The 25,900-nt window shown below is 50.5% G+C and carries 19 protein-coding genes; 10 read left to right on the top strand and 9 right to left on the bottom strand.

Translation table 11 applies throughout. The annotated features are described in order from the left end of the window. Positions 1–476: 476 nt before the first annotated feature. From AC286M_RS35115 to AC286M_RS35100, 4 genes are all read left to right on the top strand, one after another. The gene (locus AC286M_RS35115) at positions 477–761 is read left to right on the top strand and encodes a hypothetical protein (RefSeq protein ID WP_488208817.1); all 285 of its coding nucleotides are present in this window, start codon (positions 477–479) and stop codon (positions 759–761) included. Between the two features lie 559 nt (positions 762–1,320). Then, positions 1,321–2,430 (top strand): saccharopine dehydrogenase family protein, encoded by a 1,110-nt coding sequence (locus tag AC286M_RS35110; RefSeq protein WP_488208816.1) that lies wholly within the window; start codon positions 1,321–1,323, stop codon positions 2,428–2,430. Positions 2,431–2,655: 225 nt separating this feature from the next. Then, positions 2,656–3,018, top strand: a complete 363-nt coding sequence (locus tag AC286M_RS35105) for an NAD(P)H-quinone oxidoreductase subunit M (RefSeq protein WP_488208815.1) — start codon at positions 2,656–2,658, stop codon at positions 3,016–3,018. 140 nt (positions 3,019–3,158) lie between these two features. Beyond that, positions 3,159–5,762 carry a PP2C family protein-serine/threonine phosphatase gene (locus AC286M_RS35100; protein ID WP_488208814.1) on the top strand — a complete coding sequence of 868 codons (2,604 nt, stop codon included), beginning with the start codon at positions 3,159–3,161 and terminating at the stop codon, positions 5,760–5,762. Here AC286M_RS35100 and AC286M_RS35095 read toward each other — a convergent pair. Next, entirely contained in the window at positions 5,759–6,352 is a 594-nt protein-coding gene (locus AC286M_RS35095; protein WP_488208813.1) for a zinc ribbon domain-containing protein, read from the bottom strand. The two genes, AC286M_RS35100 and AC286M_RS35095, sit on opposite strands and share 4 nt — an antisense overlap. Before the next feature lie 194 nt (positions 6,353–6,546). On the opposite strand from AC286M_RS35095, the gene ggt reads away from it, so the two are divergent. Further along, positions 6,547–8,151 (top strand): gamma-glutamyltransferase, encoded by a 1,605-nt coding sequence (gene ggt / locus AC286M_RS35090; protein ID WP_488208812.1) that lies wholly within the window; start codon positions 6,547–6,549, stop codon positions 8,149–8,151. Between the two features lie 21 nt (positions 8,152–8,172). On the opposite strand, the gene arsM is transcribed toward ggt, so the two are convergent. The 5 genes from arsM to AC286M_RS35065 all read right to left on the bottom strand — a co-directional run bounded on the left by arsM (position 8,173) and on the right by AC286M_RS35065 (position 16,649). After that, the gene (arsM, locus tag AC286M_RS35085; RefSeq protein WP_488208811.1) at positions 8,173–9,141 is read right to left on the bottom strand and encodes an arsenosugar biosynthesis arsenite methyltransferase ArsM; all 969 of its coding nucleotides are present in this window, start codon (positions 9,139–9,141) and stop codon (positions 8,173–8,175) included. A gap of 150 nt (positions 9,142–9,291) precedes the next feature. Then, positions 9,292–10,440 (bottom strand): ABC transporter permease, encoded by a 1,149-nt coding sequence (locus AC286M_RS35080; RefSeq protein WP_488208810.1) that lies wholly within the window; start codon positions 10,438–10,440, stop codon positions 9,292–9,294. Between the two features lie 25 nt (positions 10,441–10,465). Next, complete coding sequence (locus AC286M_RS35075) at positions 10,466–13,228, bottom strand: bifunctional acetate--CoA ligase family protein/GNAT family N-acetyltransferase (protein ID WP_488208809.1); 2,763 nt, start codon at positions 13,226–13,228, stop codon at positions 10,466–10,468. Between the two features lie 908 nt (positions 13,229–14,136). After that, positions 14,137–14,610: a cupin domain-containing protein gene (locus tag AC286M_RS35070; RefSeq protein ID WP_488208808.1), complete on the bottom strand. Its 474-nt coding sequence runs from the start codon at positions 14,608–14,610 to the stop codon at positions 14,137–14,139. A 146-nt stretch (positions 14,611–14,756) separates the two neighbouring features. Next, entirely contained in the window at positions 14,757–16,649 is a 1,893-nt protein-coding gene (locus AC286M_RS35065) for an eCIS core domain-containing protein (protein WP_488208807.1), read from the bottom strand. A gap of 316 nt (positions 16,650–16,965) precedes the next feature. On the opposite strand from AC286M_RS35065, the gene AC286M_RS35060 reads away from it, so the two are divergent. The 3 genes from AC286M_RS35060 (at position 16,966) to AC286M_RS35050 (ending at position 19,367) form a co-directional block, all read left to right on the top strand. Further along, a complete protein-coding gene (locus tag AC286M_RS35060; RefSeq protein WP_488208806.1) occupies positions 16,966–18,087 on the top strand; it encodes a DJ-1/PfpI/YhbO family deglycase/protease in 1,122 nt (373 codons plus the stop codon). Between the two features lie 45 nt (positions 18,088–18,132). Continuing rightward, positions 18,133–18,648 (top strand): HPF/RaiA family ribosome-associated protein, encoded by a 516-nt coding sequence (locus AC286M_RS35055; protein ID WP_488208805.1) that lies wholly within the window; start codon positions 18,133–18,135, stop codon positions 18,646–18,648. A gap of 341 nt (positions 18,649–18,989) precedes the next feature. Further along, on the top strand, positions 18,990–19,367 hold the full coding sequence (locus tag AC286M_RS35050; RefSeq protein WP_488208804.1) for a hypothetical protein: 378 nt from the start codon (positions 18,990–18,992) through the stop codon (positions 19,365–19,367). Positions 19,368–19,513: 146 nt separating this feature from the next. On the opposite strand, the gene AC286M_RS35045 is transcribed toward AC286M_RS35050, so the two are convergent. The 3 genes from AC286M_RS35045 to AC286M_RS35035 form a co-directional block, all read right to left on the bottom strand. Next, a complete protein-coding gene (locus AC286M_RS35045) occupies positions 19,514–20,275 on the bottom strand; it encodes a class I SAM-dependent methyltransferase (protein WP_488208803.1) in 762 nt (253 codons plus the stop codon). Between the two features lie 44 nt (positions 20,276–20,319). After that, positions 20,320–20,793, bottom strand: coding sequence for a DUF29 domain-containing protein (locus AC286M_RS35040; protein ID WP_488208802.1), 474 nt, complete (start codon positions 20,791–20,793; stop codon positions 20,320–20,322). Between the two features lie 90 nt (positions 20,794–20,883). Further along, positions 20,884–21,693, bottom strand: coding sequence for an NYN domain-containing protein (locus tag AC286M_RS35035; protein ID WP_488208801.1), 810 nt, complete (start codon positions 21,691–21,693; stop codon positions 20,884–20,886). Between the two features lie 326 nt (positions 21,694–22,019). Between AC286M_RS35035 and AC286M_RS35030 the strand changes: the two genes are divergently transcribed. Together AC286M_RS35030 and AC286M_RS35025 are read left to right on the top strand one after the other, a co-directional pair. Further along, positions 22,020–23,912 carry a mechanosensitive ion channel family protein gene (locus AC286M_RS35030; RefSeq protein WP_488208800.1) on the top strand — a complete coding sequence of 631 codons (1,893 nt, stop codon included), beginning with the start codon at positions 22,020–22,022 and terminating at the stop codon, positions 23,910–23,912. Between the two features lie 299 nt (positions 23,913–24,211). Continuing rightward, the gene (locus tag AC286M_RS35025; RefSeq protein ID WP_488208799.1) at positions 24,212–25,885 is read left to right on the top strand and encodes a hypothetical protein; all 1,674 of its coding nucleotides are present in this window, start codon (positions 24,212–24,214) and stop codon (positions 25,883–25,885) included. The last annotated feature ends 15 nt before the right edge of the window (positions 25,886–25,900 follow it).

Raw genomic sequence — 25,900 nt, 5'->3', positions numbered from 1 at the left:
TTTGAACGAGTAATGAATAGTGTCATCCAAAATATAATTAAAAGTTTCGGTCAAAAATCTTGAACGATACTTATTTTCTCTTGTTATATATTCTCGTGTAAGGCTCTTAATTTTATTGCTTGTCTATTTCTGTCAGCAAATCTCGTAGGTCGAGTTGAAGCGTAAAACCCGACAGTCCCCTTTGCTAGCTTCCTGTCGATAATCCTGTATTGACTCCACAGGCCAGATCCCGTACTGTGAAACGTTAAGTTGTTGAAGCGAACTGTCTAACCGCTGTCGGCAACTGGATACCAAAAATCTAGTCGGCGCGACCCAGCATTGTTCGCAGCAATCCTGAGTCGCTAACCTGCCACGTTGAGCGAGCAACGCAACAGGCTTGGGAGATTATAGCTCCTTAGCCCTTCTGCATTGCACTTCAAAGCAGGAGGGCTAGATTTTTGGCTTTCCTCTGAAAGTCAAAAACACAGGAGAAACCAATGTCATATCTCATCCTCGGTGCTGCGTCCAACGCAGCGCCACAGCCTGGTGCGACCAATCCCAGTCCAACTCAACGCGAGGGCCGTCATCCGCTGCGGATCATTCTGCTCGGCACCCGTCCCGACATCATCGTCACGATCAAAAACCTGCATCGGCGCGGCTTTGCCCCCGCTGACGAGTGGAGTCAACCCATTCCCTGCCCCAGCGCTAGCGACGTGGCGCGAATCCTCGCCCAGCGCCAGCCCGACGATCACGTCAGCATTCTCACCCGCTATCTCAGCTAACATCAAATCCGTGTATGAGAACCCAATCTGTTTTATGTGAAATGCTTGCGGGTACTTGTTCAGCGCGACACTCTGTATAGATCCCCCTTAATCAAGCGGGAACTTTGAGCCAATTTCCCCCTTTTTCTAGGCGAAGCCATGCCCGAAGGGCTATAGGGGAGCTAAGGGGGGATCTCAACGTCGAAACGAAGTCTAGGAGACTTATTGTACTCATACTCTTGCACCTTGCACTTTGAGAACCCAGAAGGGTTGTTTTGCCGCCGCATCGCGGCGGCAAAACAACCCTTCTGGGTTTTGGTGCAAGATGTGAGTTGTATAAACAGTAGCTATGGGCAGGGTATCGGGCGGCACACGCAGTTTGAGAATTTAGGTGCATATTGCGATCGCATAACCACCCACTTTTGGTCATAAGCACCCGTCGCCCTTTTGACACATCACTCAACCTGCGAATCCTGCCGGATGACCGATGTGGCGCGGCTAGCACCCCGATAACCTGCAAGCAGAATCAACGTGACGTTGATGTAGAAATCTGGGTGAAAACCAAATAGTCAGATAGTTTATGAAACGAGTCCTTATCATTGGCGGTTGCGGACGGATTGGCAGCAACATTGCCAGAGACATTTTGACTCATACCGATGCCGAGGTGACCATCACCGGGCGCAATCCACAGTTAGGCATGGCCGCTCTAGAACGATTGGGGTCTAGAGTGCAGTTTCAGGTTTTAGACCTCAGCCAGCCGCAGCAGATCCGGACTGCCGTTGAGAAAGCTGATCTAGTTGTGCATTCGGCTGGGCCGTTTCACTATCGCGATGCCGAGGTTTTACGCATTTGTATCGAGCAAGGCGTGGACTACACCGATGTCAGCGACGAGCGTAGCTTTACTCGACGGGCACTAGCCCAAAGTGACGCAGCCAAGGCAGCAGGCGTGACGGCGGTGATTAACACGGGTGTCTTTCCCGGCATGTCAAACAGCATGGTGCGGCAGGGCGTAGAAGCCCTCGACGAAGCTGATTCGATTCAGCTCAGCTACATCGTGGCCAGTTCCGGTGGAGCCGGAGTAACGGTGATGCGAACCACCTTCATTGGTCTACAGCGCCCCTTTGACGCTTGGGTAGACGGTTCCTGGCAGTCGATTAAGCCTTATACAGAACGAGAAACGCTGGAATTTCCCAAGCCCTACGGTCGCGCCCATGTGTACTGGTATGACATGCCGGAAGCGATCACGCTGCAGGAGACTTTTCCCGTCAAAAGCGTGATTACCAAGTTCGGCGTCGTGCCCGATTTCTACAACCACGCGACCTGGATGATGGCGCACTGGCTACCGGGTGCGGTGTTGCGCAGTCCCAAAACCGTAGAGTTTTTGGCTCACGTCAGCCACTCAATGACCAGCATTAGCGATCGCATCAGCGGGACAGGAGTTGCAATGCGCTGCGATATCAAGGGTCAGAAGGATAGCCAACCCATTCACTATGTCAGCACCTTTGCCCACGAAAGCGCTGCCGTAGCCACGGGTTTAGGTACGGGCAGCATTGCTGAACTGATGCTGGCTGGCAAAATTAATCAGCCGGGCGTCTATCCCGTGGAGCAGGTGCTACCGACGGATTTGTTTCAAGCAACGCTCCAGCCACGGCAGCTAGAGGTACAGGAGCAGATTCACCAGCTTCATTAATTGCAGTAATTTCAGCATTTTTATTGAGTTACTGTGCTGATTACGACTCTAAACGCAGAGTCAGGATGTTGCCGCTGTGCTGCGGTGGTAATATCCTGACTTTTGAGTTTTCATAGTCGGTATGAATTTGGCTTTGACGCCTGTAATGCTGCTTCACCGTTTACAATGGCGGTTAGTTCATGACTTACTGTTAAAGCTTACTGTTAAACGTTCAGCGACAGCCCTATGTCAACCCAGTCTACGTTAACCAAGTCTACAACTCGTCATATCCGAATTTTTGCTGCTGAAGTTCAGGATGATGAATTTGTGCCCAGCGACAGCGTTCTAACGCTGGATATTGATCCAGATAATGAGCTGAACTGGAATGAAGATGCCCTCCAGAAGGTGTATCGCAAGTTTGATGAACTCGTAGAAGCCTACAGCGGCGAAGATTTAACCGACTATAATCTGCGGCGCATTGGATCAGACTTGGAGCATTTTGTGCGATCGCTACTTCAAAATGGCGAAATTAGCTATAACATCAAGAGCCGCGTACTGAACTACAGTATGGGCTTACCTCAAGTCGTCAGTGACGAAAAGAAAGCCTAGTATCAAGTCTGGTTAACATCCCGTTTCTGTGAAAGGTCTGTCCCCAGGCTTTTCACAGAAAATAATCGGGTTTTGAGAGATCAACTTGATATCAGCGGGTGCTTAACGTAGTGCAGACTGTTCCAGGCTGAGTAGATCCCGTGATTCACTGTCCAAATTGTCAAACGCTGAATTCGATTGCGAATCAGTTCTGTCAGAACTGTCGTACCCCCATTCCCAAACGCTACCTTTGGGTCGTTGGGCGTTTGCCAAGTACCGTGGGTTCTCTCCTGGCTGATCGCTATCAGGTGGTCAGTGAGCAGACGGTTTTGGACATTAAGCCGGGGCTGAAGGCTAAGATTCCCACCGATATTCCGTCTCTTTATCTGCCCTATATGCGGCTGTCTCCCTATCAGCTGCATGTGCCCCAGCTCTATGCGATTCTCTCTGCTCAAGAGACTGGACTCAACGATCGTCTGTTGCTGCTGGAAAAAGCTGCGATCGCACGTCCGCTGGCCAGTCAAACCGCGCAAATTCCCCATATTTTGCCTGCCCTAGAGCGACTGTGGCCCACGGTGCCCGCCCTGCGCCAGCTCAGTTGGCTGCGCCAGATTGCAGAGCTCTGGCTGCCCTGTCAGCAAGAAAGCGTTGCCGCGACTCTACTCGATCCGGTGCTGCTGCGCGTGGATGGTTCGACGGTGCGGCTGCTGCAGCTGCATTTGCCCTCTTCAGAGCAGTCCAAGTTGCCGATTACCCTATCCCGCTTGGGTCGTCAGTGGCAGACGTGGAGTGCTGCCGCCCAGCCGGAAATTCGAGATTTCTGTCAAACCCTGAGCCAGCGCATCATTCAGGGAGAGTTGACAAATAGCGAAGCCATTACGCAAGTGATCGATCAGCAGCTTCGCCAGCAGGGAGAAAGCCAAACCCGCCGTATCTACATTGCGACACAAACGGATCAAGGCCCCACTCGGCAACGGAATGAAGATGCTTGCTTCCCCGACAGCAACGGCGGCGTGCAGACCTGGCAGCTTACGCCAACGCCTGCGGCAGCGAATCAGGCTCAGCCGCTGCTGATTGTCTGTGATGGCATTGGTGGGCATGAGGGCGGTAACGTTGCATCCAATTTAGCGATCGCAACAATTCATGATCATCTGCAGGATTTACTACGGCCTGCCGCCGATGCAAACCGTTTACCGGAGCCAGCAACCGTCTCTACAGAACTAGAGGTGGCCATTTGTGCGGCCAACGACCAGATTGCCAACCGCAACGATCAGGAACAGCGGCAAGAGCGACAGCGCATGGGCACCACGCTGGTGATGGCCTTTGCCCAGCACCACGAACTCTATGTTGCCAACATTGGTGACAGCCGGGCCTACTGGATTACCCGCCAGGGCTGCCGCCAGATTACGGTGGATGATGACGTGGCCACTCGCGATGTGCGACTGGGCTATTTGCTGCACCAAGAAGCCGTCCAGCAGCCCGGTAGTGGTGCCCTGGTGCAGGCTCTCGGTATGGCCAACTCGAATTATTTGCATCCGTCGGTGCTGCAGCTCACGCTGGACGAAGACGGGGTGTTTCTGCTCTGTTCCGATGGCCTGAGCGACAACGATTTAGTGGAGTATTTTTGGCAGACGGAACTGCTGCCGATTTTGGACGGGCGGCGGGAACTGCGCGCTGCTGCCCAGCAGTTGATCAACGTGGCGAATCAGTGCAACGGCTATGACAATGTCACCGTCGGGCTGATGCACGTTCAAGTTCACGATCCGGCTTGGGCTACCATCAAAACGGCGCTTAATGCGGAGCCCGCACCTGATGATGCGGCCAGTGTGGTGGCGGCACTGTATGGTGGTGCCGATGGCAATGCGCGATCGCAATCCACCCAGCCAACGACAGCTCCAGCGGAAGCCGTCACAGCCGATGATACAGATATAGAAGACACAGACTTAGTAGATTCCACTCAACTGGTTCAGCCCGCTGGCGCGCGCTCCACACCAACCGCCGCTGATTCCCCGACGCTGAAGCCACCAGCCCGGTCATCCCGCCGATCGCCATTGGTGCTGCTGCTGAGTGTGGCTGCCGTGCTTGCCTGTGGCGGATTACTGCTCTATTTGCTGGTGCCGACGGTTAATCGTCGCGTTAATCAGATCTTTGCCGGATCTGCTCCATCCGAGATGCCTGTGACCAGTACCCCAGATTTAGATCCGCCTGGTATAGACGACTCAGCCGTTGCAACTATCGATTCTCTGGCAGCCCAGGACTTTTTGCGCGTCCGTCAGCTCACGACTGATGGTGAAGTGAGCCAGTTGCGCCTGCGCGATCGACCAGCCTTGCCCAGTTTGCCAGTTGACGATGAAGCCGAGCCGGAATCCGGCTCAGCCGCTCCCGGCTCGGCGGCGTCTCCATCTCCTAGTCCGGGCAGTACTGGCTCAATCAGCCAGGAGCAGGGCATTCTACCCGTCGGCAGCATTCTCAAGGTCGAAAGCACACAGCAAACTCAACTCGATCAGCCCCGCTGGATTCAAGTTCAGGTTTGCTCAATTCCAGTGCCTAATCCCAACACCGTTACTCCCTCTGAAACGGGAGCGCCTTCTGTGACGCCGCTCGATTCAGCGCCGGATTCTGCTAGCAGTCCGACGGTTAATTCCGATCTCATCCTTCAAGCTGGCACGGTGGGCTGGATTGCAGAAACCGAGCTTTTGCCCCACGTTGAACCTATTTCTGTCACCGATCCGGATCAGCAGGGAGCCTGTGTTGCGGCGTCTTAAGCAGATAGTTGATGCCCACAGTGGGCGCAAAAGCGATCGCTAGCTGCCACGGGTTGGCCGCACTGAGTACAGAATCGGCTCGCTTGAGCTTCACGACTGGATGACGAGGAGGATGCAGGCTGATTGCCCATTTCCAGTTTCATGTCGCCCATCTGCATCCGCATCGGATCCATCTGCATCGACATATTGCCCATTTGCATCGGCTTCATGGGTTCCATTGGTTTCATCGGCTGCATCGGCTCCATTGCAAAGCCTGCTTGACTGGACTGCGATGTGGCTGAATCCGCGACTCGTTGCCCCGCAATGGTATCCGCATTGGCCAGATTGGGGGCAGCCGTCGCTGATAAGGTTTGCAGACCATTGGCTTGAATCTGCACAATGGTTTTACCTTGGCTCCCTTCTAATCGCAGGATGAATCCGCCGCCCATCCGAAACAGCGTTGGCGGCTCTTGCCACTGTCCTGTTGTCACCGTATTCTGTTGCTGCTGCTGTTGGCCTGCACTACCCGAATAAAGCGCGATCGCAGTTTGTTCACCCTGCTGCTGCACAAAGAGCTGTTGGCCAGAACCGAGATTGAATTGATAAGCCATAGTTTTAGGAACCAAGGGAAGACGACAACTACTTCTAGCTTATCGAACGCTCCAAATTCCGATAAAATTCAAACCTTGGCACTTTTAAACATTTAGACCGTTTTAGGCCGTTAGTCATGGTGGGCAATGCCCAACCGACCATAAAAAACTTTACAGCCCTTCACTCTCCCGCCTTTTCTACCACGTCTATCCCCATGCCCTATCCCACCCGTCCAATCGCGATCGGACAGCAAGGTTTAGTTGTCTGTCCTCATCATTTAGCATCTCAAGCCGGACTTGATGTCCTTAAACAGGGAGGCAACGCCATTGATGCCGCGATCGCAATTAACAGTACGTTGGGTGTGGTATATCCACACATGACCGGGATTGGGGGCGACTCATTTTGGCTGATTTATGATGCCAAAAGCCAGCAGGTGTATGGCCTCAACGGGTCGGGACGGGCGGCGCAGGCGGCCACACGGGAGTTCTATCAGCGGCAGGGTTTAAGTACGATTCCCCAGCGGGGACCACTGGCGGCGATCACCGTTCCGGGCACGGTGGATGCTTGGGCAATGGCGCATGAGCGCTTTGGCAAGCTGCCGCTGGCCGAGTGTTTGCAAGCTGCGATCGCACATGCTGAGCAGGGCTATCCCGTCACCGCTTCGCAGCGCTACTGGACGCGCCAGAATGAAGGCACGTTGCGCCAGTATCCCTCTTCCCAGTACGCGTTTATGCCACGCGGCATTTTCCCCCAAACGGACGAATCCATTACAAATCCGGGGCTGGGATATACGCTGCGGACGCTGGCGGCTGAGGGACGGGATGCTTTTTATCAGGGCGAAATTGCTGAGCAGATCGTCGAGGCAGTGCAGGCACTGGGCGGATTGCTGACGATGGAGGATTTTGCCGCCCATCGCTCAGACTGGGTAGACCCAATCACGACGACCTATCGGGGGCGCACCATTTGTGAAATGCCGCCCAATACCCAAGGACTGGCCGTTCTGCAAATCCTGAATTTAATTGAATCCTTTGATTTAACAGCAATTGGTCATGACACGGCGGACTATTATCACCTGGTGGTTGAGGCAACCAAACTGGCCTTTCTCGACCGCGATCGCTGGGTGACTGACCCAGAGTTTGCCGATATTCCCGTTGAGCGGCTAATTTCTAAAGCGTACGCTGATGAGTTGCGATCGCAGATTGATCTCACCAAAGCCCAATCTTTCACCGCGCAATCCCCTGGTGGCGATACAACCTACTCCGCCGTGGTGGATGCTGAAGGCAATGCGGTCTCAATGATCCAGAGCCTGTATTTTGACTTTGGCTCCTGTGTCGTAGCGGGCAATACGGGGATTGTGCTGCAGAACCGGGGCTGCTTTTTCTCGCTGGACGATCAGCACATCAATCGCCTAGAACCGGGTAAGCGCACGTTTCACACGCTGATTCCGGGCATGGCGCTGGATGGTAACGGTCGGCCAGAGCTGGTTTTCGGTACGATGGGCGGCGAAGGCCAACCCCAAACTCAGATTGCGATGCTGACGCGGGTATTGGATTTTGGCTTTGATCCCCAAACGGCGATTGACCTACCGCGCTGGCTCCAGGGCCGCACCTGGGGCGAATCGGTCAGCGGTCTAGCCCTCGAAGGCCGGATTTCCCCTGACATCCAAACCAAACTTGAAAGTCGCGGTCATCAAGTGCGGCGACTGCCAAACTGGTCAGAACAGATGGGACACGCCCACATGATTCGCATTGATGCTGAAACGGGACAGCTACAGGGTGGCTGCGATCCCCGCAGCGATGGTGCAGCACTAGCTTGGTAACGTTGGGAAATGCGATTGCACTTAGCAGCAGCCACCGCCCGTGTAGTGCCAGGTCGAGTCGGTAATTATGACATCCTGTGGGAATCCTTGCGCTAATTTTGCAGCGGTTTTATCACACACAGCGACGGGATTTCCGAGTAGCAAAACATGGCCAGCACCGTCATCGAGTGAAGCTTCTGTACCTGCATAGATAGCAGTTTTACCTGTAAAGATACAGGCTCCATCCTCAGGAATGGGAACTTTGAAAGAGGCAGAATCCAGGCTTTCTAGCAACAACGGAGCGTCCAGGTTGTAGCTTTGAGTATCTAATAGACGATAGGGACGACGAGCACGAATTTCTACCTGACCGAAGCCAATGTCTACTAGGGACTGAATGTAGTCTTCATAGATGAGTGCGCCAGAGAGACAGAGGGCGCGGAGACGTTCATCTTGCTGGAGGTGCGACGGGATGGGACGAGTCGCGATTGGATCGCTCATGAGCAAGCGTCCACCGGGTTTCAGCACACGGTAGGCTTCAGAGAGCGCTTTTTTCAGATCATCCGGCTCAAAGATATTGAAAAGACAGTTCTGAGCCACAACATCCACCGACTCATCCGGCACGGGCAGCGCAAAGGCATCTCCTTCTAGAATCTTGACGAACGCAGGATCAAACCAGTCGTTGTCCTGGGCCGCTTTTTGCAGGTTGCGGGTCGCGACCTGGCGCATTTCGGCAACCGGATCAACGGCAATCACGCCGCTGGGCTGGCGACAGAAATAGGCGAACTGGAGCGCTTCCATGCCGCCGCCCACGCCGATATAGAGAACGGTGGGATTGCCGGACAGCTCGGTAGGATGAACGGTAGAGCCACAGCCATAGTTCATCTGCTGCATGATGCAGGGAATCTTCAATCCTGGCAGTTGCAGGGGCGGCGTACTGACACAGCACAGATTTGCCTGGGGGGTTTCGGCAGCTTCCGCGTAGAATTTGGCCGTGGTTTCAAGGTAGGTCATGGATGCGCGTTTAGAGTTGGGTCTGGATAAAAATTAAAAATTGGGAGCTTGAGCCAAGTTTGCTCTGGCTAGGGACAGCTTAGCGTAGACGTAATAAGTGCGATCGCACTTTCTTTACAGCCCTCTACAGTCCTCTACAGTCCTACTGATCTACCGCTGCAAACTCCTCGGATCCAGCGCATCCCGCAGGCCATCACCGAGCAAATTAAACGCTAACACTGTCACCACAATCAAGATGACGGGTGGCCAAATCAGCCAGGGTTGCAGCACCAGAATAGAAGCATTATTCGCCAGGGTAAGCATATTGCCCCAGGACATGTCCGGCTGCTGAATTCCTAAGCCGATAAAGCTCAGCGTCGCTTCGGCCACGATAAAGCTGGGAATCGCCAGAGTGGCTGCAATGATTATGTAGGTAGCCGTCTGGGGCAGAACGTGGCGCAGGATGATATAGAGTGGTTTGCCACCCATCGCTCGGCTAGCTTGGACAAATTCTTGTTCTTTGATTGATAGCACTTGACCCCGAATAATCCGGGCTAAGCCTGACCAGCTCACGAACGAGGTAATCAACACAATCAGCAAAAAGCGCTGTGAACTGGTCAGTCCCGGTGGAAGGACGAACGCCAAAGCAACTAGCAAATAAATGGTGGGAATCGTCATCATCACTTCGACCAGACGCATCAAAATTGAGTCGGCAAAGCCACCAAAGTAGCCGGAAATGCCGCCCACCAGCATACCCAACGGGAATGAAATGGCGACGCCAATTAGACCGATAAATAAGCTCACTCGTCCACCGTGAATCAAGCGGCTCAGCTCATCGCGTGCTTGTTCATCGGTGCCGAGGACGTTGAACCTGCCTTCTCCGGTTGTGCCAAACAGGTGGATGTTGCCGGGAATTCCGGGTAGAACCACAAACTCTTCGAAGTTTGGCGACTTAAGCGAAAACTGTGTCGGCAGCGGCAGCTTTAACTGGAGGAATCGATACTCATCGCCTTGCACAAACAGCCGGATGGGGGAGGGCTGGTCAAACTCTACATTGACGTCTCGCTGACCCGTTTCCAGAGATACGGGGCCTTGCGTGGTGGGATAGACGTGGGGGCCAATCCACTGGCCCTCGTCTGGACCTGCTTGAAGCCGCCAGTAAACAGCTGTGGGTGGCAGGAGCGAACCATTCACCTGGGACACATAGGGATCATAGGGCGCAAAAAAGTCGGCTCCAATCACCAATATGTAAAGGATGAGAAGAATGATTGCTCCTATACGAGCAAGGGTATTTTTCTTGAGCCGAGTCCACCAGTTCATGAGCTGTGTTGAATAGGGGTATTACTCACTGAGTATACACAGGGAGATCTAAACTGGCTTCAACCGTTTCATCGACGGCACTGCGATTGATTTCGAAATTGGCATTGATGCAGAGTTGCTGCATGGGTCGATTCTCGGGCAGCATATAGGCGACAATCCGCTCGAATTTTTCCTGCCGTCCGATTTCAACTAGGTGCTTCATCAGTTGAGTGCCAATTCCCTGCCGCTGATAGCGATCGCTAACCAGCATCGACAGTTCAGCCTCATTCTGATTGGTCATGTGGCTGAGCCGACCGACGCCCAGGATTTTGGGCTGGCCCGTTTCGGGATCGATATGTTCCACCACTAGCGCTAGTTCCCGGTCATAGTCAATGAAGCAAATGCGGGTGAGACGGTCGTGGGCGATTCGCTGGCTCAGCTTCATCATGTGGGCATAGCGCAGGTAAACGCTTTCTTCAGACAGGGTGTGATGAAACTCGACAATTAGTGGTTCATCCTCTGGCCGAATCGGGCGAATGGTCACGGGGGTGCCATCTTTGAGCTGCCACTGGCTGATGTACTGGGTGGGATAGGCGCGGATAGCGGGCTTGGGCAGTTCCGCCTGAGTGGTATCCAAATCGTGCAGAATGACGCGAGCATCGAGTGCGATCGCACCTGCGCTACCGTGTCGCACCAATAGCGGGTTAATGTCGATTTCTTTAATCCAGGGCTGCTCAATCACCAGTTGGCTGAACTGCACCAGCAGTTGCTCTAGGGCGTCTAGATCAGCGGATTCTCGGCCTCGCACCCCTTGCAGCGCTTTAAAGATGCGGGTTTGCTCCATCATCCGGCGAGCCAGGGTGGTGTTGAGTGGTGGCAATGCCAAAGCGCGATCGCGGAATACCTCCACCAGTTCGCCGCCCAAGCCAAACAGGACAACTGGGCCAAACTGGGCATCGACATAGCTGCCCAGGATCAGCTCATAGCCGTCGAGCGACACCATTGGCTGCACGGTCACGCCCTGGAACTGCTCGACTCCAGCCCGTTCGGTGACGGTGGCCTGAATGGTTTGATACGCCTGTTGGACGGAATTAGCGGATTTTAGATTTAGCTGTACGCCGCCCACGTCGGTTTTGTGGGTAATCGTTTCTGACCAGAGTTTGAGCACAACCGGATAGCCAATTTCGTCGGCGCAGCGCACCGCTTCTTCGACGGAGCTGGCAATCAGGGTCTGCACGGTGGGAATCCCATAGGCCGACAAGACCTGTTTGGATTCATGTTCCGTCAATAAAGTACGGCCCGACTGCCGCACGGATTCAATCACTTTCTGGGCATTAAAACGCTGAGCCGCAGAGCCATTGCTCGGCAGCGTTGGCGTTTCGTATAGTCCCTTTAAGTTGTAGCTGTAGCGCCACATCAGTGTGAACACCTGCGCCGCCGTGTCCGGATAGGGGAAGGTGAAGAGATTCGCCTGATTCAGCAGTGCTTCCCCTTCCAGCACGCTTTCACCGCCCATCCAGCTAGCCAAAATCGGCTTTTTGCTTTCGGCCAGAACCGACCTGAGTTTTTCGGCTGTTTGGGTGGGATCGGTCATGGCCTGCGGCGTCAAAATTGCCAGCAAGCCGTCACTATTGGGATCATGCAGGGCAATTTCGACTGCTTTGGCATAGCGCTCGGGATCGGCATCTCCCAAGATGTCAACCGGATTGCCGTGGCTCCAGTGGGCTGGCAGCACAGCATTGAGCTTGGTAATTGTGTCTTCAGACAGCTCAGCCAGTTCACCGTCGTGGCGAATTAGGGCATCAGTCGCCAGTACACCGGGGCCACCCGCATTGGTCAGAATCGTCAGTTTGCGGCCCTGCGATCGCGGTTGCTTGGCCAAAATTTCGGCCATGTTAAACAGGTCATCAATGGTGTCTACGCGCAAGACCCCGCAGCGCCGGAAGGCACAGTCCAACACGTCATCGCTACTCGATAGAGCGCCAGTGTGAGAAGCAGCGGCAGCAGCAGCGGCTTCGGTGCGACCCGCTTTGATTACGATAATCGGCTTGGTCAGCGCCACCTCGCGGGCGGCTGAAAGGAACGACCGGGCATCGCCAATTGACTCCATGTAAATCACGATGCTGTCGGTGTGGGGATCGTTGCCCAGGTAGTCAATTAAATCGCCCCAGCTCACGTCCAGCATGGAGCCGATCGACACGAAGGCGCTGAAGCCAACATTCTCACGGAAGCTCCAGTCCAGGATTGAGGTACAGAGTGCGCCGCTCTGGCTGATGAAGCCGACGTTGCCGGGATTGGCCATCGCGCTGGCGAATGTTGCGTTTAAGCCGCTGTGGGGATTCATCACCCCCAGGCAGTTTGGCCCAATCAGCCGCAGGTTGCCCTGTCGAGCAATCTGCAAGACCTGCTGTTCTAGGGCAATTCCTTCGGGGCCAATTTCCTTGAAACCGGCGGAAATGACGATTGCACCTTTCACACCCGCATCGACGCATTCCTGCATCACGCTGGGTACCGTTGATGCAGGTGTGGCAATGACGGCCAAATCAACGGTTTCTGGCACTTCAGCAATCGATGAATAAGCTTTGATCCCCAATACGCTGGATCGCTTGGGATTGACTGGAAAAACCGCGCCGCCAAAGGGACTGCTAATCAGATTCCACAACAGAGTGCGGCCAACGCTCCCCTGTTTTTCACTAGCACCAATCACCGCCACATTACGTGGCGAAAAGACGGCATCGAGTGGTTGACGTCGGTAGCCCAAGACATCATGGGCGGGATCGTAGGAGGAGAAAGAAAGTACTTGAGTCATAGTGGCTATTGCCAACTCGTCAGGGGAAAATTAAATTTTTTACGCAAATCTGATTAAATTCAGTTTTTGATCTGAAATTTTATTCAGTGTGATGAATTCGCCGAGATAGAAGGATCAGTCCACGCGATCGCAGCACATATACATCTAAAGCTGTAATCAATGTCTACTCTTAAAATTCTAGGAATAATTTAATTTGTAGTGTATGAGCTTAATCATTTTGCCAGCTATTTGTCAGCAGAGCGTAACTTGGTCATTTCTTATCCTTTCCATAACAAATTGCACAATCATAGATTATGTGTGCTAATTCGCAATTTTGCGATCGCACTCCGTAAAACCAAGCACACTATTCAATTTATCAGTGCTCAAATTGCAATTTATTGTTAAATGAGGCACAAAATGAATTGTTTGAGTTACTGATAAGCCTATCGTTCCCAATGATTTTTATAGTAATCAGTATCTCAATAATCCTTTACCAGATTAAGCAACACGACCATTGCTTAACTGACCTTATTTTGCCGAAACTCATGAGCCAGTGGAGGGTTTAGGATGAGTAACAGTGGAAAATAACTGTTTCGTATATATCTGGTTTTCAAAATTTAGACAATAAATATTTTAATTAATGCAATATAGCGATTTTTGAATTGTTGTAATGCGTTAATCTTGAAATTATTTATGCTTTTAGTTTAACTAACAACGTGTTCGACTGATAGCAGTTTAATCTGTTTGTTGTTAGCTAAGCATTGCTGAAATGATGCTTGTTTTACAAGATGCTTGGCAAACAGTGAGATTAATTGATGGCTGTATTCGAAGAAATAGATGATCTGATCTGGGGGCTTTTTGTGAGAACAAAGGAAGCCTTGTTTTCAGCAAAGCTTCCTTTGTTAAGTTAAACCTTACTTCAACAATCTTTAAATTGACGTTGTTTCAACCTCAGCAAACAGCGATCGCACTTTTTCTAGGTCGTAGGGTAATCGCTGGGGCACTGGACGATAATCCCGTGCGTAGGGTGGGCCGTGCCGAATGACGGAGTTGATCGCTACACAAGGTTCAGTGCCCAAGTGAATTGCACCGTGGGGAATCCCAGGCGGAATTTTGATCACCTGCGGATTGCGATCGCGCATCAAAATATACTGGTACGCTCCGTTTTGCAGTACCGCTAAAACTACGTGACCTTTGACTACCAAAAGCTGATCGGTTTGAAAGTGATGCACGAACAGGTCTTCAATTACACCAGGAGCAATGTAAACCAAATTCGTTTCATGGCTGGAGGGCATTTGATACTCGGTGATCCCTAGAGCCTGATCAACAGGACAAATTTCGATTCCCTGAGCGGGTTCAATGCAGTGCAAAGCCGAGATTTGAATGTGCTTCGTTAAACTCATGACGTTGATCCTCCACATGTAGCGCCGCGTCGGATCTGAAGAGTGACTCGTGTAACCAGCCACTTTGAGATCAGGTGACTATATATACAGTCTTAGCACTGATCTCTTAAAAATGCCTACGTTGAACCAGTTTGGACACGTACCGTTTAAGATGTATAGAGAGCTTCAGAGCTTATATTTCCTATTTCGTGGGCATGCTCTCCAAGTATGTACTCTAACTCAACCCAGTCACCGTACCACCAGTCAGAGCCTTTTCGCTTAAATTTCAATCTAAATTCGTGGTAGGAATGACCTCCTGTAAAATCTCTTTTTTTGCTCTTTTCGCACCAGGCATCAAACTCTTTAGCCCATTTTCCTCGATCCATTCCTAATCCCTTCAAGTGATCTGGAACTCGCTTCAAGTATTCCTGTTCCAATTCCTCAATAGCTGATTTTTCCGTTTCTCCTTTTCCTTGAATTTTCCCAGCGTCCATTGCTTGTAGCACATCATCAATAGCTTTCAGAGTCTTATTGTAGGAATAAATGAAATCTTGACAATGTTCTTCTTCCGCAGCTTTATTAATGGCCGCAATCTGCTCTGACATAATGAACCATACAGTTGGCCCTTTTTCTCCATTCCTTTTTACTTCCATATAACCTGCTGTACTGTATTCGAGAGTCTTCTGCAATTCTTCTATATCCGCCTCGGCATTCCCTTGATATTTGCCTTGCTCAACCGCCGCTTCAATCTCAGCTATTGACTGCTTCGTGATTTCTGCTTGTGCTTCATAGAGATCTGTGTTGAATTTGTAACCAGTTTTGTAAGTACCGTTTGTCAGATATAACGAAGTGTTAGTACCCTCATCCGCTTTCTCGGTGTGCTTCAATGTTGCTGTGAAACTATTTTCGTTGATCTGTTGCGTGTTTATTTGATAGTTGGGCACAACGTAATCTTTGGGGGGTAATGTTGAGCCTGAATACTGTGCTGTCTTGACTCCCATTGCTGCCATTAATTTCTCATAAGTTACAGGCTTAGCACTTCTCTCCATTTGCCTTTGGATTAACTGTTTCCCAATATTCCCACGACCTGATTGGATTTTTCTTTTTGATTTTCCTACAGGTTGAACTGCTTGTATTCCAGCCGATGCAGTATCATTTTTCCGTGATACAACACTGTCATTCTGCTGCACAACATGTGTTAATTCATGGGCAATTAATTCTTGACCACTTTTTGTGCCAGGGCTATATTCCCCGCTTCTGAAAAATACATCTTTTCCTGTGGTGAATGCTTTGGCTTGAATGGATTGATTTAAGCTGTCTGCGGTGGAATCCGTATGCACCTTCACGCCACTGAAATCGGCTCCCATTGCCTGTCCCATTGACTGTTGCAGACTAGCATCGAGTGATTGCCCTCCACTACGGGCACGATTGATGCTTGACTCTAGTTCACTGGAAGCCGCGCCACTGCTTACCGATTTTCGTTGCAGTAGCGGTTTCATCTGTAGTTCGTCATCCTCTTCCTGCGTTTCCCGCTGAATCGTCGCTTCACGAGGCGTTAGTTTAGCTTGAAGTGGCTGACCAGAAGTTGAAGGTGGTGGGCTTGAGTGGGATAACCACTTGGTTGTTAGGTCAAATCCACTTGTCATGGAGGGAGGTGCTATTTGACGTTGAACCTGCTGAGCTGAATTAACCGTCGATGTTTCATCCTCAGCATCTTGAGATAAAGCCGTATCTGGTGCATTAATTCGTTGGACAACATCATGGGCAACCCGATCGGCTTCTTGCTCATATTTATCATTCGGTTCGCCAATGGTTAACTTTGCCTGTAGCGGTAGGCCAACTACTGGCGTTGGTGAAGGCGTTGATGGACTGGTTGCCGACAGAATTTTTGGGGTCAGATCCCAGCCACCTGTTACAGATTGAGTTTGAGCCTCGGCTGGAGACGATTGCGGCTTTTCTGTCTCATGCTCATTGTGAAACGGGCGCGTCTGTAGCAGTTTCGCTGATGGAACAGCCGAAACATCGTGAGCTGATCTGCTGACGTGTTGCTGTTTTGCCATGATGAAGCCTACCGAATATGGACTGAAGCGAATCTCCCGATTCGTCCAGTGTTATACGTCAACTGAAGAAATTATTATTAGACGTTTGTCTAGATTCCAGCATCGTTTCAATTGCTCTCACTGCTGGCTCTGCCTGCAATATCTGCCGGATGAGTGAGAGCAGTTCGGACGATTGAGTGAGGCTAGCTAGATTAAAGAATTTCTAAGATTAAAACAATAGCGGTTGCTCTGAACAGTAGACCCAATCAGGTTTGTAGCCAAAAGCTAGTAACTGTGATCGCAGTTGCTGATGCCGATGCAGGAGCGGGAGGAATGTATGACAGTTTCGACGGATAACAGCTCAACGATGAATGACTCAGCGACGAAACGGGTTGCCATTCTGGTGGAAAACGGTTTCGAAGACTCAGAATTTCAGGTGCCCTATACCGCGCTGAAGCGGGCAAACGCTGAGGTTGTGGTGCTCGGTAGTCGGATGAACGAGCAGTACAAAGGCGAGCGCAATACCGTCATAATCCAGCCGGATGCCACTACAACGGAAGTGCTCTCCGATGATTTTGATGCCATCTTTATTCCGGGTGGTCAGGCTCCCGATCACATTCGGATGGACGATCGCGCTGTGCAGATGGTGATTGACGGTATGGCTCAGGGTAAATTAATCGCTGCCGTTTGTCATGGGCCGCAGGTGCTGATCGAAGCCGATCAACTGCGCGGAAAGCAAGCTACGGGATTTCGCTCCATTCGCAAAGACATTCAAAATGCGGGTGCGACCTATGTTGACGAGCCTGTTGTTGTGGACGAAAACCTGATTACCGCTCGTCGTCCCGGCGATTTGCCGCTGTTTACGACTACCCTACTCAGCTATTTAGGGCTAACGATTGACGGTGAAACGCTGCCCGATGCGGCAACTGAAGACTATGAATGGTGGCAGTTGGGCGAACATTGGGGCGGTTCTACAAAGCAAGATATTATCAACGTGATTAATACGGCTCTAGTGGGTGAGCGCTATACGCTGGCAGCTTTTCGGCAGTATGTGGAGAAGCTAGCGGATTCCAATGATCCGGAAATGCAGTATGTTTTTGCAAATGCGATCGCAGCTAAGGAGCAGCACGTTGAGTCTTTAGAAATCCGCCTGCGCCAGATGGGCGAGCAGGTAAGTTGGCAAGCGGTTGGCAGTGAAGCATTTGCAACTTTGCAAAATTGGCTTCAGTCCAGCAACGACAAAATCGATTTACTGCGGCGAGCCTTAGGCGATCTGCAAACAGGGGTAGTTGATGCGACTCGATTCTCAGCTCAGCTTACAGATCCGAAAACGAGCAATATTCTCGATCGCATTGCCCACAATCTAGTGCGGTTTGAAGAACGGGTTGGCGATCTCTATCGGGCGCGACTGGGTCGCAACGTGCAGCCACCGCTGCCAACGACGATTTCAGTCGGATAAATCGGGATTTTCTAATATTGTAGCTACGAGACGAAAACTAAATTTATGCAAGTACCATTAGATATCACTTATCGAGACGTTGAAAAAAGCAGTGCGATCGATAGTTTGATTCGCAGCAAAATGGAAAAACTCGAAGAAGTTTGCGATCACATTATCAGTTGCCACGTCGCGGTTGAACGTGCTCATACCCATCCCAGCCACGGTTCGCCCTATCGAGTGCGACTGGATTTGATGGTTCCGCCCGGTCACGAATTAGCAGTGGATAAGAATCCCAGTGAAGGTGTGCAGTACGACACATTGGAGTCGGTGATTCGGGAGGCTTTCGATGCGGCTCGCCGCCAATTACAAACGCTGACCGAGAAGCAGCAAAATCACGTTAAGAGCCATCCAGAACAAGCTGTTGGCGGTATCGTCACCAAGCTGTTTCCCGCCGAAGATTATGGCTTTTTGAAGACTCCAGAAGGCCAAGACGTGTATTTCCACCGCAATAGCGTCTTACATAGCGACTTCGATCGGCTACGAGTCGGTTCGGGTGTCCAGTTTTTTGTGACGGAAGGTTGAGAAGGGCCGCAGGCAAGTACGGTACGTTTAATCGATAAGTCTGGTGTTCGTCCTGCCGAAGATCGCACCAATCCAGACGGAATGGATGTGCCTCAAGGTTGGTCTTACGATCCGAAGTAATATCAAGTCCGTGTACAGGACAGGAACCTGAACTATTGTTGGCAAAAGGCAGGCTTAGCCTGCCTTTTGCCAACAATAAATTATCGGGTTTTAACTGGACTTCGTATAACGCTCCAAAATCCCTTCTCAAAGCGGGAAAGGGATTTTCGTATTCAGCGCACCGTGAAAACTGCCAATAGACCCAGTTAAATTAGAGCTGAACTGTCGTAAAACAGAACACCATGAAGTTGCCGCGTTGGGGAAAAGTTATCATTGGCGCGATCTTATGTTTGGCAGTTGCGATCGCAATTACCTATGTCACCTGGGATAACTACGGCGCAAAGGTTGTGGTAAGTAATGTCGATACTGTTGCACTTCCGACTGTAACGGTCAGCGTGCGTGGTGCATCCTACGTGCTGATAGATCTGTCCCCTGGTGAACAGCGGGTCGTTGAAGTCTATCCCGACAGTGAGACCGACTTAAATGTTGCCGTGTCGATGACCACAAACGCTCCTGCTGTGATCATTGGCAGTGGCGGCTATTTTGAACCAGGATATCGGGCTGATATCGAGGTCGATATTACTCGTAGTGAGATAGTTCGGTTTGACCAAAGCTTTTGACCTCGCTTTTGGTCGTGTATAAACTCACGTAAATTCTTATGCCTAGTAGTCTGTCAGCTTTGTTTTAATAGTTCCGAGGGTTGAGGAGTCGTGCTTTGCGCGACTCCTCAACCCTCAATCCAAACCTGAACAGCCCTAGAATTTGGTTAGACTGCAGGCTTTTCGAAGAATAGAAGATGCTGCTGCGGTAGCTCATCGTAGGTTTTGAGCCAGTGTAGGCCAACAACTTCCATTTCGCGGCGCACTTGCTGCTCGGTCATTTTGTGCAGTCGCTTGATTTGGATAAATGGGTTTTCGCCTTTGTATTCGGCCAAAACGACTCGGCCACCGGGCTTCAGCGCTTTGACCAAGTTCGTCATCATTTCGTAGGGATATTCAAACTCGTGGTAGGCATCCACCATCAAGGCCAGATCAACGCTGTTTTCAGGCAGATGAGGATTGTCAATAGCGCCCTGAACGGGTTCCACGTTCGTGACCGCTTTTTCGGAGATGCGATCGCGGATCAGTTCCAGCATTTCCGGCTGTACGTCTACCGCCAGTACCTGACCCTCTGGCACCAGGGGACTCATGCGAAACGTAAAGTAGCCTGTGCCTGCGCCAATATCGGCCACGACATTATCGGGTTCCAGATCAAGTGCTTGGATGGCCAGTTGGGGCCGTTCCTCCAAGCTGCGGCCCATGCGCTCTAGCCAGTAAGCGCCCCGATAGCCCATCACCTGAGCAATTTCGCGCCCCAGGTAAACTTTGCCAATGCCGTCCGAACTGGGCGAGGTGGTCCGATAGGGCTGGGCGGGATCAAAGGTGCCGCTGAAGGTTTGCGTAAAGGGGAGAGCATTGCAGGCACAGAGGCTGAGGCAAAGTGCGATCGCACCTACAAGCGTGATGATTTGACGACCGATTGAGGACATTGATCGATATAACCCATGAAGTCTCTCATGCAGTGTAACGGAAACTATTGGGGCTGCCAGGGCAGCCAATCTTCGTCAAGTGCTTGTTCGAGCGTAAAGTCTGGTTCTTCGGGAATTAAATCAGCCGCTAGCAGCGAAGTGTTAAGAAAATTTCGTCTACCCTTTCGGTAAGCGGCGAAAAAGTTGCCATTGAGGAATGATTTTAAGCTGGGACTGTCTTTCAGGATCAAATCAATTTCTAAGCGAAAATTGTTGATCTCTGATACCCAGCCTCGAAAATATCTTTCTCGCTCAGATTCCCAGTATTTCAGCTTGAGAATATGTTCACAGAGTCGCATTAAGTAGCTGGAAATCGCGCGTTTATCACTTCTACCCAAGCTTTCGATCTCCTCAATTAAATTTTCTAGATCAAGCTGGCTAAAGTTGCGATCTCGTAACTGCTCTACCGTTTGCTCAATCCAGAGTTGGAAGTCGGTGTCATACAACGATGCTGATTTTACATTGACTTCAGGTTGCATGAGCGAATTCTCCTTAGGTTTGAGATTTCTATTCCCTCATCATGACGTAGATTGATGAGTTGAGAGCGGGAGCAGGGAAGCAAGGGGAATTTAATGTTCAGATTTGAGGCAGACGCGGATGCCTTTGACGGCGTTGCCGCGCCGAATTTCCTGCACGTCGAATAGGCCAATGGCGCGCACCAGTTCACCGAGTTTTTTGTAGCCGTAGTTGCGGGCGTCAAATGAGGATGAAAGTTTGTTGAGCTGAGAGCCGAGCGGTCCCAGGTTGGCCCAACCGTCTTCTTCGGCAGTGGCTTCGTAAGCGTCGATCAGGAGTTTCACTAACTTGCGATCGCGGCGCAGGGTTGAACCGCTACGTTTATTAGATTTTTGCTTAACGGATTTGACGGGTGTGGGTTGTCCCGAAGTGATTTCATCACCAGCGACTTCATCCGCAACTTCATCATCGGTGTCTTCTAGAATTTCGGTATAGATAAAGCGATCGCAGGCTTTCACAAAGGCTTCCGGCGTTTTTTGTTCGCCAAAGCCGTACACGGCCAGCCCGGCTTCTCGCAAACGGGAGGCCAACCGAGTAAAGTCGCTGTCGCTGGAAACAATGCAAAAGCCATCGAAGTTCTCGGTGTAGAGCAAATCCATCGCGTCGATGATCAGGGCGCTGTCGGTAGCGTTTTTGCCCGTTGTATAGGCAAACTGCTGGATCGGCTGAATCGCATGCTGATTCAGCTTTTCCTTCCAACTGGCTAAGTGCGATCGCGTCCAGTCGCCGTAGATGCGCTTGACATTAGCCGTGCCGTATTTGGCCACTTCTTTCAGCAGCGGCTCTACTAAATCAGCTCTAGCATTGTCGGCATCAATCAAGACGGCTAGGCGATTGATCCGAGTGCGAGATTCGTCATCCACCAAGGGTTGTCCTCTTTAGGAGATTGACCCACTTTGGGGTGCAAGTTGTGTGCTCAATCCATTGCTGCATGGATTGTATAGCAGTTGTTCCTAGAGACAAAGTAGTTTGTCTGAAAAGCGTCTGAGAAACAGGTCTGATCCCCGTATTTTCAAGCACACAAAGGGTTTTGGCAGTCTACCTTATAGCATTGGAGTCTCTCACTTGCGAATGATGAATGGATGAGTAGATTTGCTTAATCTGCGGACTGTAATTCAAACGTTTTTGAGTCGTCATCAAAGATTTAGTTGTGCCTTATTCATCCCAATCACCGCCAAGAAAACCGAATATGCGGCAGCGTAAAACTGTGGCAAGGGGTGTAGATTTGCGATCGCATCTTCTATCCCGACCATTATGCCGACCATTATCCCAACGATTGTGGTGGCGCTGGCTTTGTGGTCTGCTCTGCGTCATCAGCTTGGGCCTCAGCAGTCTGCTGGGCACGTTTTGGGCTCAGCCTGCTCAAGCCCAGCTTGCACCTGCATCGCAGCCGCCAGTGCTCCAGCAAATTTCGCTACCGAACTTATCGGCTGGCGGGGGCGATAGCGCCAGTACAGAAAATGCAGCGGGCTGGATCACTCTCGATGGAGAACGGGTGTTTCAGGTGACGGCCCCTCAGGCGGCGCTGTCCCGACGGGTTAACCAAGTTGAAACCAATCTGGAGCAGATTCGCAACGAATATGTCAGCCAAGACAGTGCAGACTTGGACGTAACGATTGAGGCGACAGGGGAGCAAGAGCTACCCAGCATTTATGTCAACGGGACTTATCTGACCACGCTCAATCAGCAGGATGCCGAACTCCTCGGCCTGACTCCCTGGGCCTTAGCCCGAGAGCTAGAACAGCGCTTACCAGAAGTCTTACAAGAGGCGCGGCAGGCCCGCCAGTCAGATGCACGGATTCAGCAGGTCACTCGATCAGCGGTTATTGGTGTGGGAGCGCTATTGCTCATTCTCTTGGCGGGGCTGCTGCAGAAGCGAACCTGGCTATCCAATCAGATTTTGGGCTGGTTTACTCAACCGGGTGAATCGGACGAAGTTGAGCAAGAGCAGCACAAGAATCTGCATGAAATTCAGCGGCGCGTCCTACAGCTGCTACAGGTCATCCTGTTCATTGGTGCAGTCGTGCTGATTTTAGGCATTTTCCCTGAAACGAGAGCACTACAGGAAAGTGTAATCGCTGTACTGCGGGTTCCTCTATTGGCCATCATTGTGATTGTGGTGGCCTACGTCGGCGCACGGCTCAGCTTTGTGTTAATTAATCGCTTCATGATGGGCATTAACATTGCGCCTCAGCATAATCGGCGGACTGAACTTAGGGTTTCCACCGTATCCAGCGTCCTGAAAAATATTGCTGTTTTTGCCTGGATTGTGATTGGCGTTCTGATTGCTCTAGCCGTTGCCGGTATTGACTTAGCCGTCTTACTCACCAGCTTTAGCTTATTGAGCGTCGCCATTTCACTCATCTTCCAGAATCTGATTCGCGGCGCAGTCAACGGCATTTTTATCATCCTGGAAGACCAATACGCCATTGGTGACGTTGTGGTGCTGGAAGATAACCACGGCCTTGCTGGCGTCGTCGAAGACTTCAACCTGCGCGTCACCAAGCTCCGCGATACCGCCGGACGACTAATTTCTGTCCCTACCAGCCAAATTGGCGCAGTGGCCAACCTGACCAACAACTGGTCACGGGTAGACCTGCAAATCCCAGTCGCCTATCACTCCGATTTAGAACAAGCACAATCGATCATGCATCGAGTCGCTGAAGATATGCGGCATGAACCCGACTGGCAACCGCTGTTTTTGGAAGAACCCAATATGCTCGGTGTTGATGACTTCGGCCAAAACGGCGTCATCATTCGCCTGTGGATTAAAACTCAACCGATGAAGCAGTGGGACGTTGCTCGCGAATATCGCCGCCGCCTCAAGCTTGCCTTCGACAAAGCCAATATTCAGATTCCCATTCCTCAGCAAGATCTGTGGTTCCACGGCGTGGACACGCTACCCATGCAAATTCAAGGCGGACGATTTGGGCAAAACCGCGATCGCGATGTTGACCAACAAGACGGTCACCACTCCTCCCAAGCTGATACCCACAACGGCAATCGTCCACCTCGCACAGCCACGCTGTCACCCAATGAGGACGATGTCACCAATGATGGTAATGATGGCGAGGAAAGATAAGAAGGGCTGTTACTTCTTAAACTTTGATATACTTCCAACTAATCCCAACTCACTCTTGAGCAAACATTTTTTTGCTGTATGAATCTGCTGTATGAAAGAGATTACATCGCCAAACATGGCCCGAATACTGTTGGCACAAAGCTGGCATGGAATTTAGGCCTGATACATAGGCTTGGAAAACAAGCGCAAGTTATATCTCTTCAAGCCAATCAGTAACTAGCTAGTGCTCGATAAAACATTAATATCCGTGTATTTCAAGCAATTAAGACAGCTGACTTTATAAATTATTGATTGCTCAAATGAAAATAAAAGATTCAGCTACTCTAAATAACCTGTATTTTTTGTTTACAGAACACCAGAAAGTTACTAAATGGGTAAGTTTAACTGCAGCCGTTTTAGGAGTACTCAGTTTCCCTATCTGGCTAAGTACGTTCTCTGACCCTGGCTTGTTTATTTCGTTTACGTTCCAACTGCCTCTGTTTTTGGCTGTGCTGATGGCGGTTATTTTCTGTTTATTAGAATGGGCGGTTTTAGTCAGTCTTGGTCTCAGTGCCTACTTATTGCTGTATAGCGACAGAATAGACTACAGAAAATATGCGTTGCCGATTTTGCCAATTTATATTTTCTCAGCTTCTATGACGCTAAGCGTTTTCTTGATGCTCGTTTTCTATCCAGGAATTGTGTCCTATGATGCGAGCATGGCCTGGGAACAGGCACTGATTAACAAATATAATGCCTGGCATCCTCCGTTCTTGGCAATGATCATGCACTTGACGCAGTTCATTGTCAAAAATCAAAGCTTATTCAGTAGTCTTCAAGGGTTTGCTTTCTGGAGTTCTACCTTCTATTTGCTGTGGCAAATTATCCAAAAGCCCAAATTGTTTTTTATCAGTACGGTTGTTATTGCTCTGATTCCGCAGATCTGGCTGTACTCAAATGCGGCAATTTCAAATACGTCTATGGCGTCATTTGTGATGCTATCAGCGGCTTGTCTAATTCGTGCGTTTCGACTTAATAGTCAATCGTCGTTTTTGTTGTCGATCATTTGTCTTTCAATTGCGATTTGTTTTCGTCGCGAAGCGGTTGTATTGATTCCGATTCCTATTGGATATCTGTTCTATTTTGCATGGAGGCAGAATAAAGTTTCCCGGGCGTTAAAGGCACTGCCGTTAATGCTTATTCTTCTAATTGTTCCAGGCAAACTAGTTGAGATCAGTCCTAATGTAACTGGAGAATCACCAGCAGGTCAGGTCTTCCTTAGTCAGTATGTCGGAACTATTCATAATGCCAAATCCATTATCAGTGAGGCTGAATTGGAAGCCGAACGACAGTCGATTGATGAAAGGTTTGGCAATGGAACGTTTGACCTTTTTATGGGTGATGGTTTTAATTGCGTGTTTCCCATGATTTGGGCCAGAAATATTAGGTTGGCGGATAAGGAACAGCTAGTTCTAGAAGAGTCTCGCTTTATTATGCACAAGACTATAGACATGATGTTCCAATATCCAATTGCATATGCAAGGCATAAAGCCTGTAATTCCGCCCATGTACTACAAAAGTCAAGGGTCATGTACCAAGACTGGGGAGGTACCACCGATCATCCCCCGATGCCCAGAATGGTAGATTTAAATATTGGCTTAGATAGCAAAATCCCGCTGGCTCAAGAAGCATACGGAAAAGTCATAAATTGGATGCTAGCTTTTCCAATTACCAATTTTACTTTCAGGCACTACTTTTTCTATATAGTCTCAATTTTGACAGTATTAATTGGGCTGGTTGCTCGTCGTATTGAATGGACGATCCCTGCATTATTTAGTGTGGTATATGCATTTGGTAATTTAATTCCTGATTCTTTTCCATTCTGGCGTTATTTGTTTCCTTGTTATGTATTGGCTTGGACTTGCATTCTGGGCATGTTGAGTGAACTGGCTGTAAAGTTGAAGCCGGCTAAAGCCAGAATTCAAAATAGTTGATGGGTTGACCGCTCA

This window comes from Thainema salinarum CENA647 (genome assembly GCF_057732415.1).
Note: the sequence above shows the minus strand (reverse complement) of the source record. Positions and strands in the feature narration are given on the sequence as shown.

Coding starts and splice junctions, on each gene's coding strand:
- AC286M_RS35105 (WP_488208815.1), top strand. CDS start 2,656: ATGTCAACCCAGTCTACGTTAACCAAGTCTACAACTCGTCATATCCGA.
- ggt (WP_488208812.1), top strand. CDS start 6,547: ATGCCCTATCCCACCCGTCCAATCGCGATCGGACAGCAAGGTTTAGTT.
- AC286M_RS35065 (WP_488208807.1), bottom strand. CDS start 16,649: ATGGCAAAACAGCAACACGTCAGCAGATCAGCTCACGATGTTTCGGCT.
- AC286M_RS35095 (WP_488208813.1), bottom strand. CDS start 6,352: ATGGCTTATCAATTCAATCTCGGTTCTGGCCAACAGCTCTTTGTGCAG.
- AC286M_RS35030 (WP_488208800.1), top strand. CDS start 22,020: ATGCGGCAGCGTAAAACTGTGGCAAGGGGTGTAGATTTGCGATCGCAT.
- AC286M_RS35055 (WP_488208805.1), top strand. CDS start 18,133: ATGCAAGTACCATTAGATATCACTTATCGAGACGTTGAAAAAAGCAGT.
- AC286M_RS35040 (WP_488208802.1), bottom strand. CDS start 20,793: ATGCAACCTGAAGTCAATGTAAAATCAGCATCGTTGTATGACACCGAC.
- AC286M_RS35060 (WP_488208806.1), top strand. CDS start 16,966: ATGACAGTTTCGACGGATAACAGCTCAACGATGAATGACTCAGCGACG.
- AC286M_RS35025 (WP_488208799.1), top strand. CDS start 24,212: ATGAAAATAAAAGATTCAGCTACTCTAAATAACCTGTATTTTTTGTTT.
- arsM (WP_488208811.1), bottom strand. CDS start 9,141: ATGACCTACCTTGAAACCACGGCCAAATTCTACGCGGAAGCTGCCGAA.
- AC286M_RS35050 (WP_488208804.1), top strand. CDS start 18,990: ATGAAGTTGCCGCGTTGGGGAAAAGTTATCATTGGCGCGATCTTATGT.
- AC286M_RS35075 (WP_488208809.1), bottom strand. CDS start 13,228: ATGACTCAAGTACTTTCTTTCTCCTCCTACGATCCCGCCCATGATGTC.
- AC286M_RS35070 (WP_488208808.1), bottom strand. CDS start 14,610: ATGAGTTTAACGAAGCACATTCAAATCTCGGCTTTGCACTGCATTGAA.
- AC286M_RS35045 (WP_488208803.1), bottom strand. CDS start 20,275: ATGTCCTCAATCGGTCGTCAAATCATCACGCTTGTAGGTGCGATCGCA.
- AC286M_RS35115 (WP_488208817.1), top strand. CDS start 477: ATGTCATATCTCATCCTCGGTGCTGCGTCCAACGCAGCGCCACAGCCT.
- AC286M_RS35080 (WP_488208810.1), bottom strand. CDS start 10,440: ATGAACTGGTGGACTCGGCTCAAGAAAAATACCCTTGCTCGTATAGGA.
- AC286M_RS35110 (WP_488208816.1), top strand. CDS start 1,321: ATGAAACGAGTCCTTATCATTGGCGGTTGCGGACGGATTGGCAGCAAC.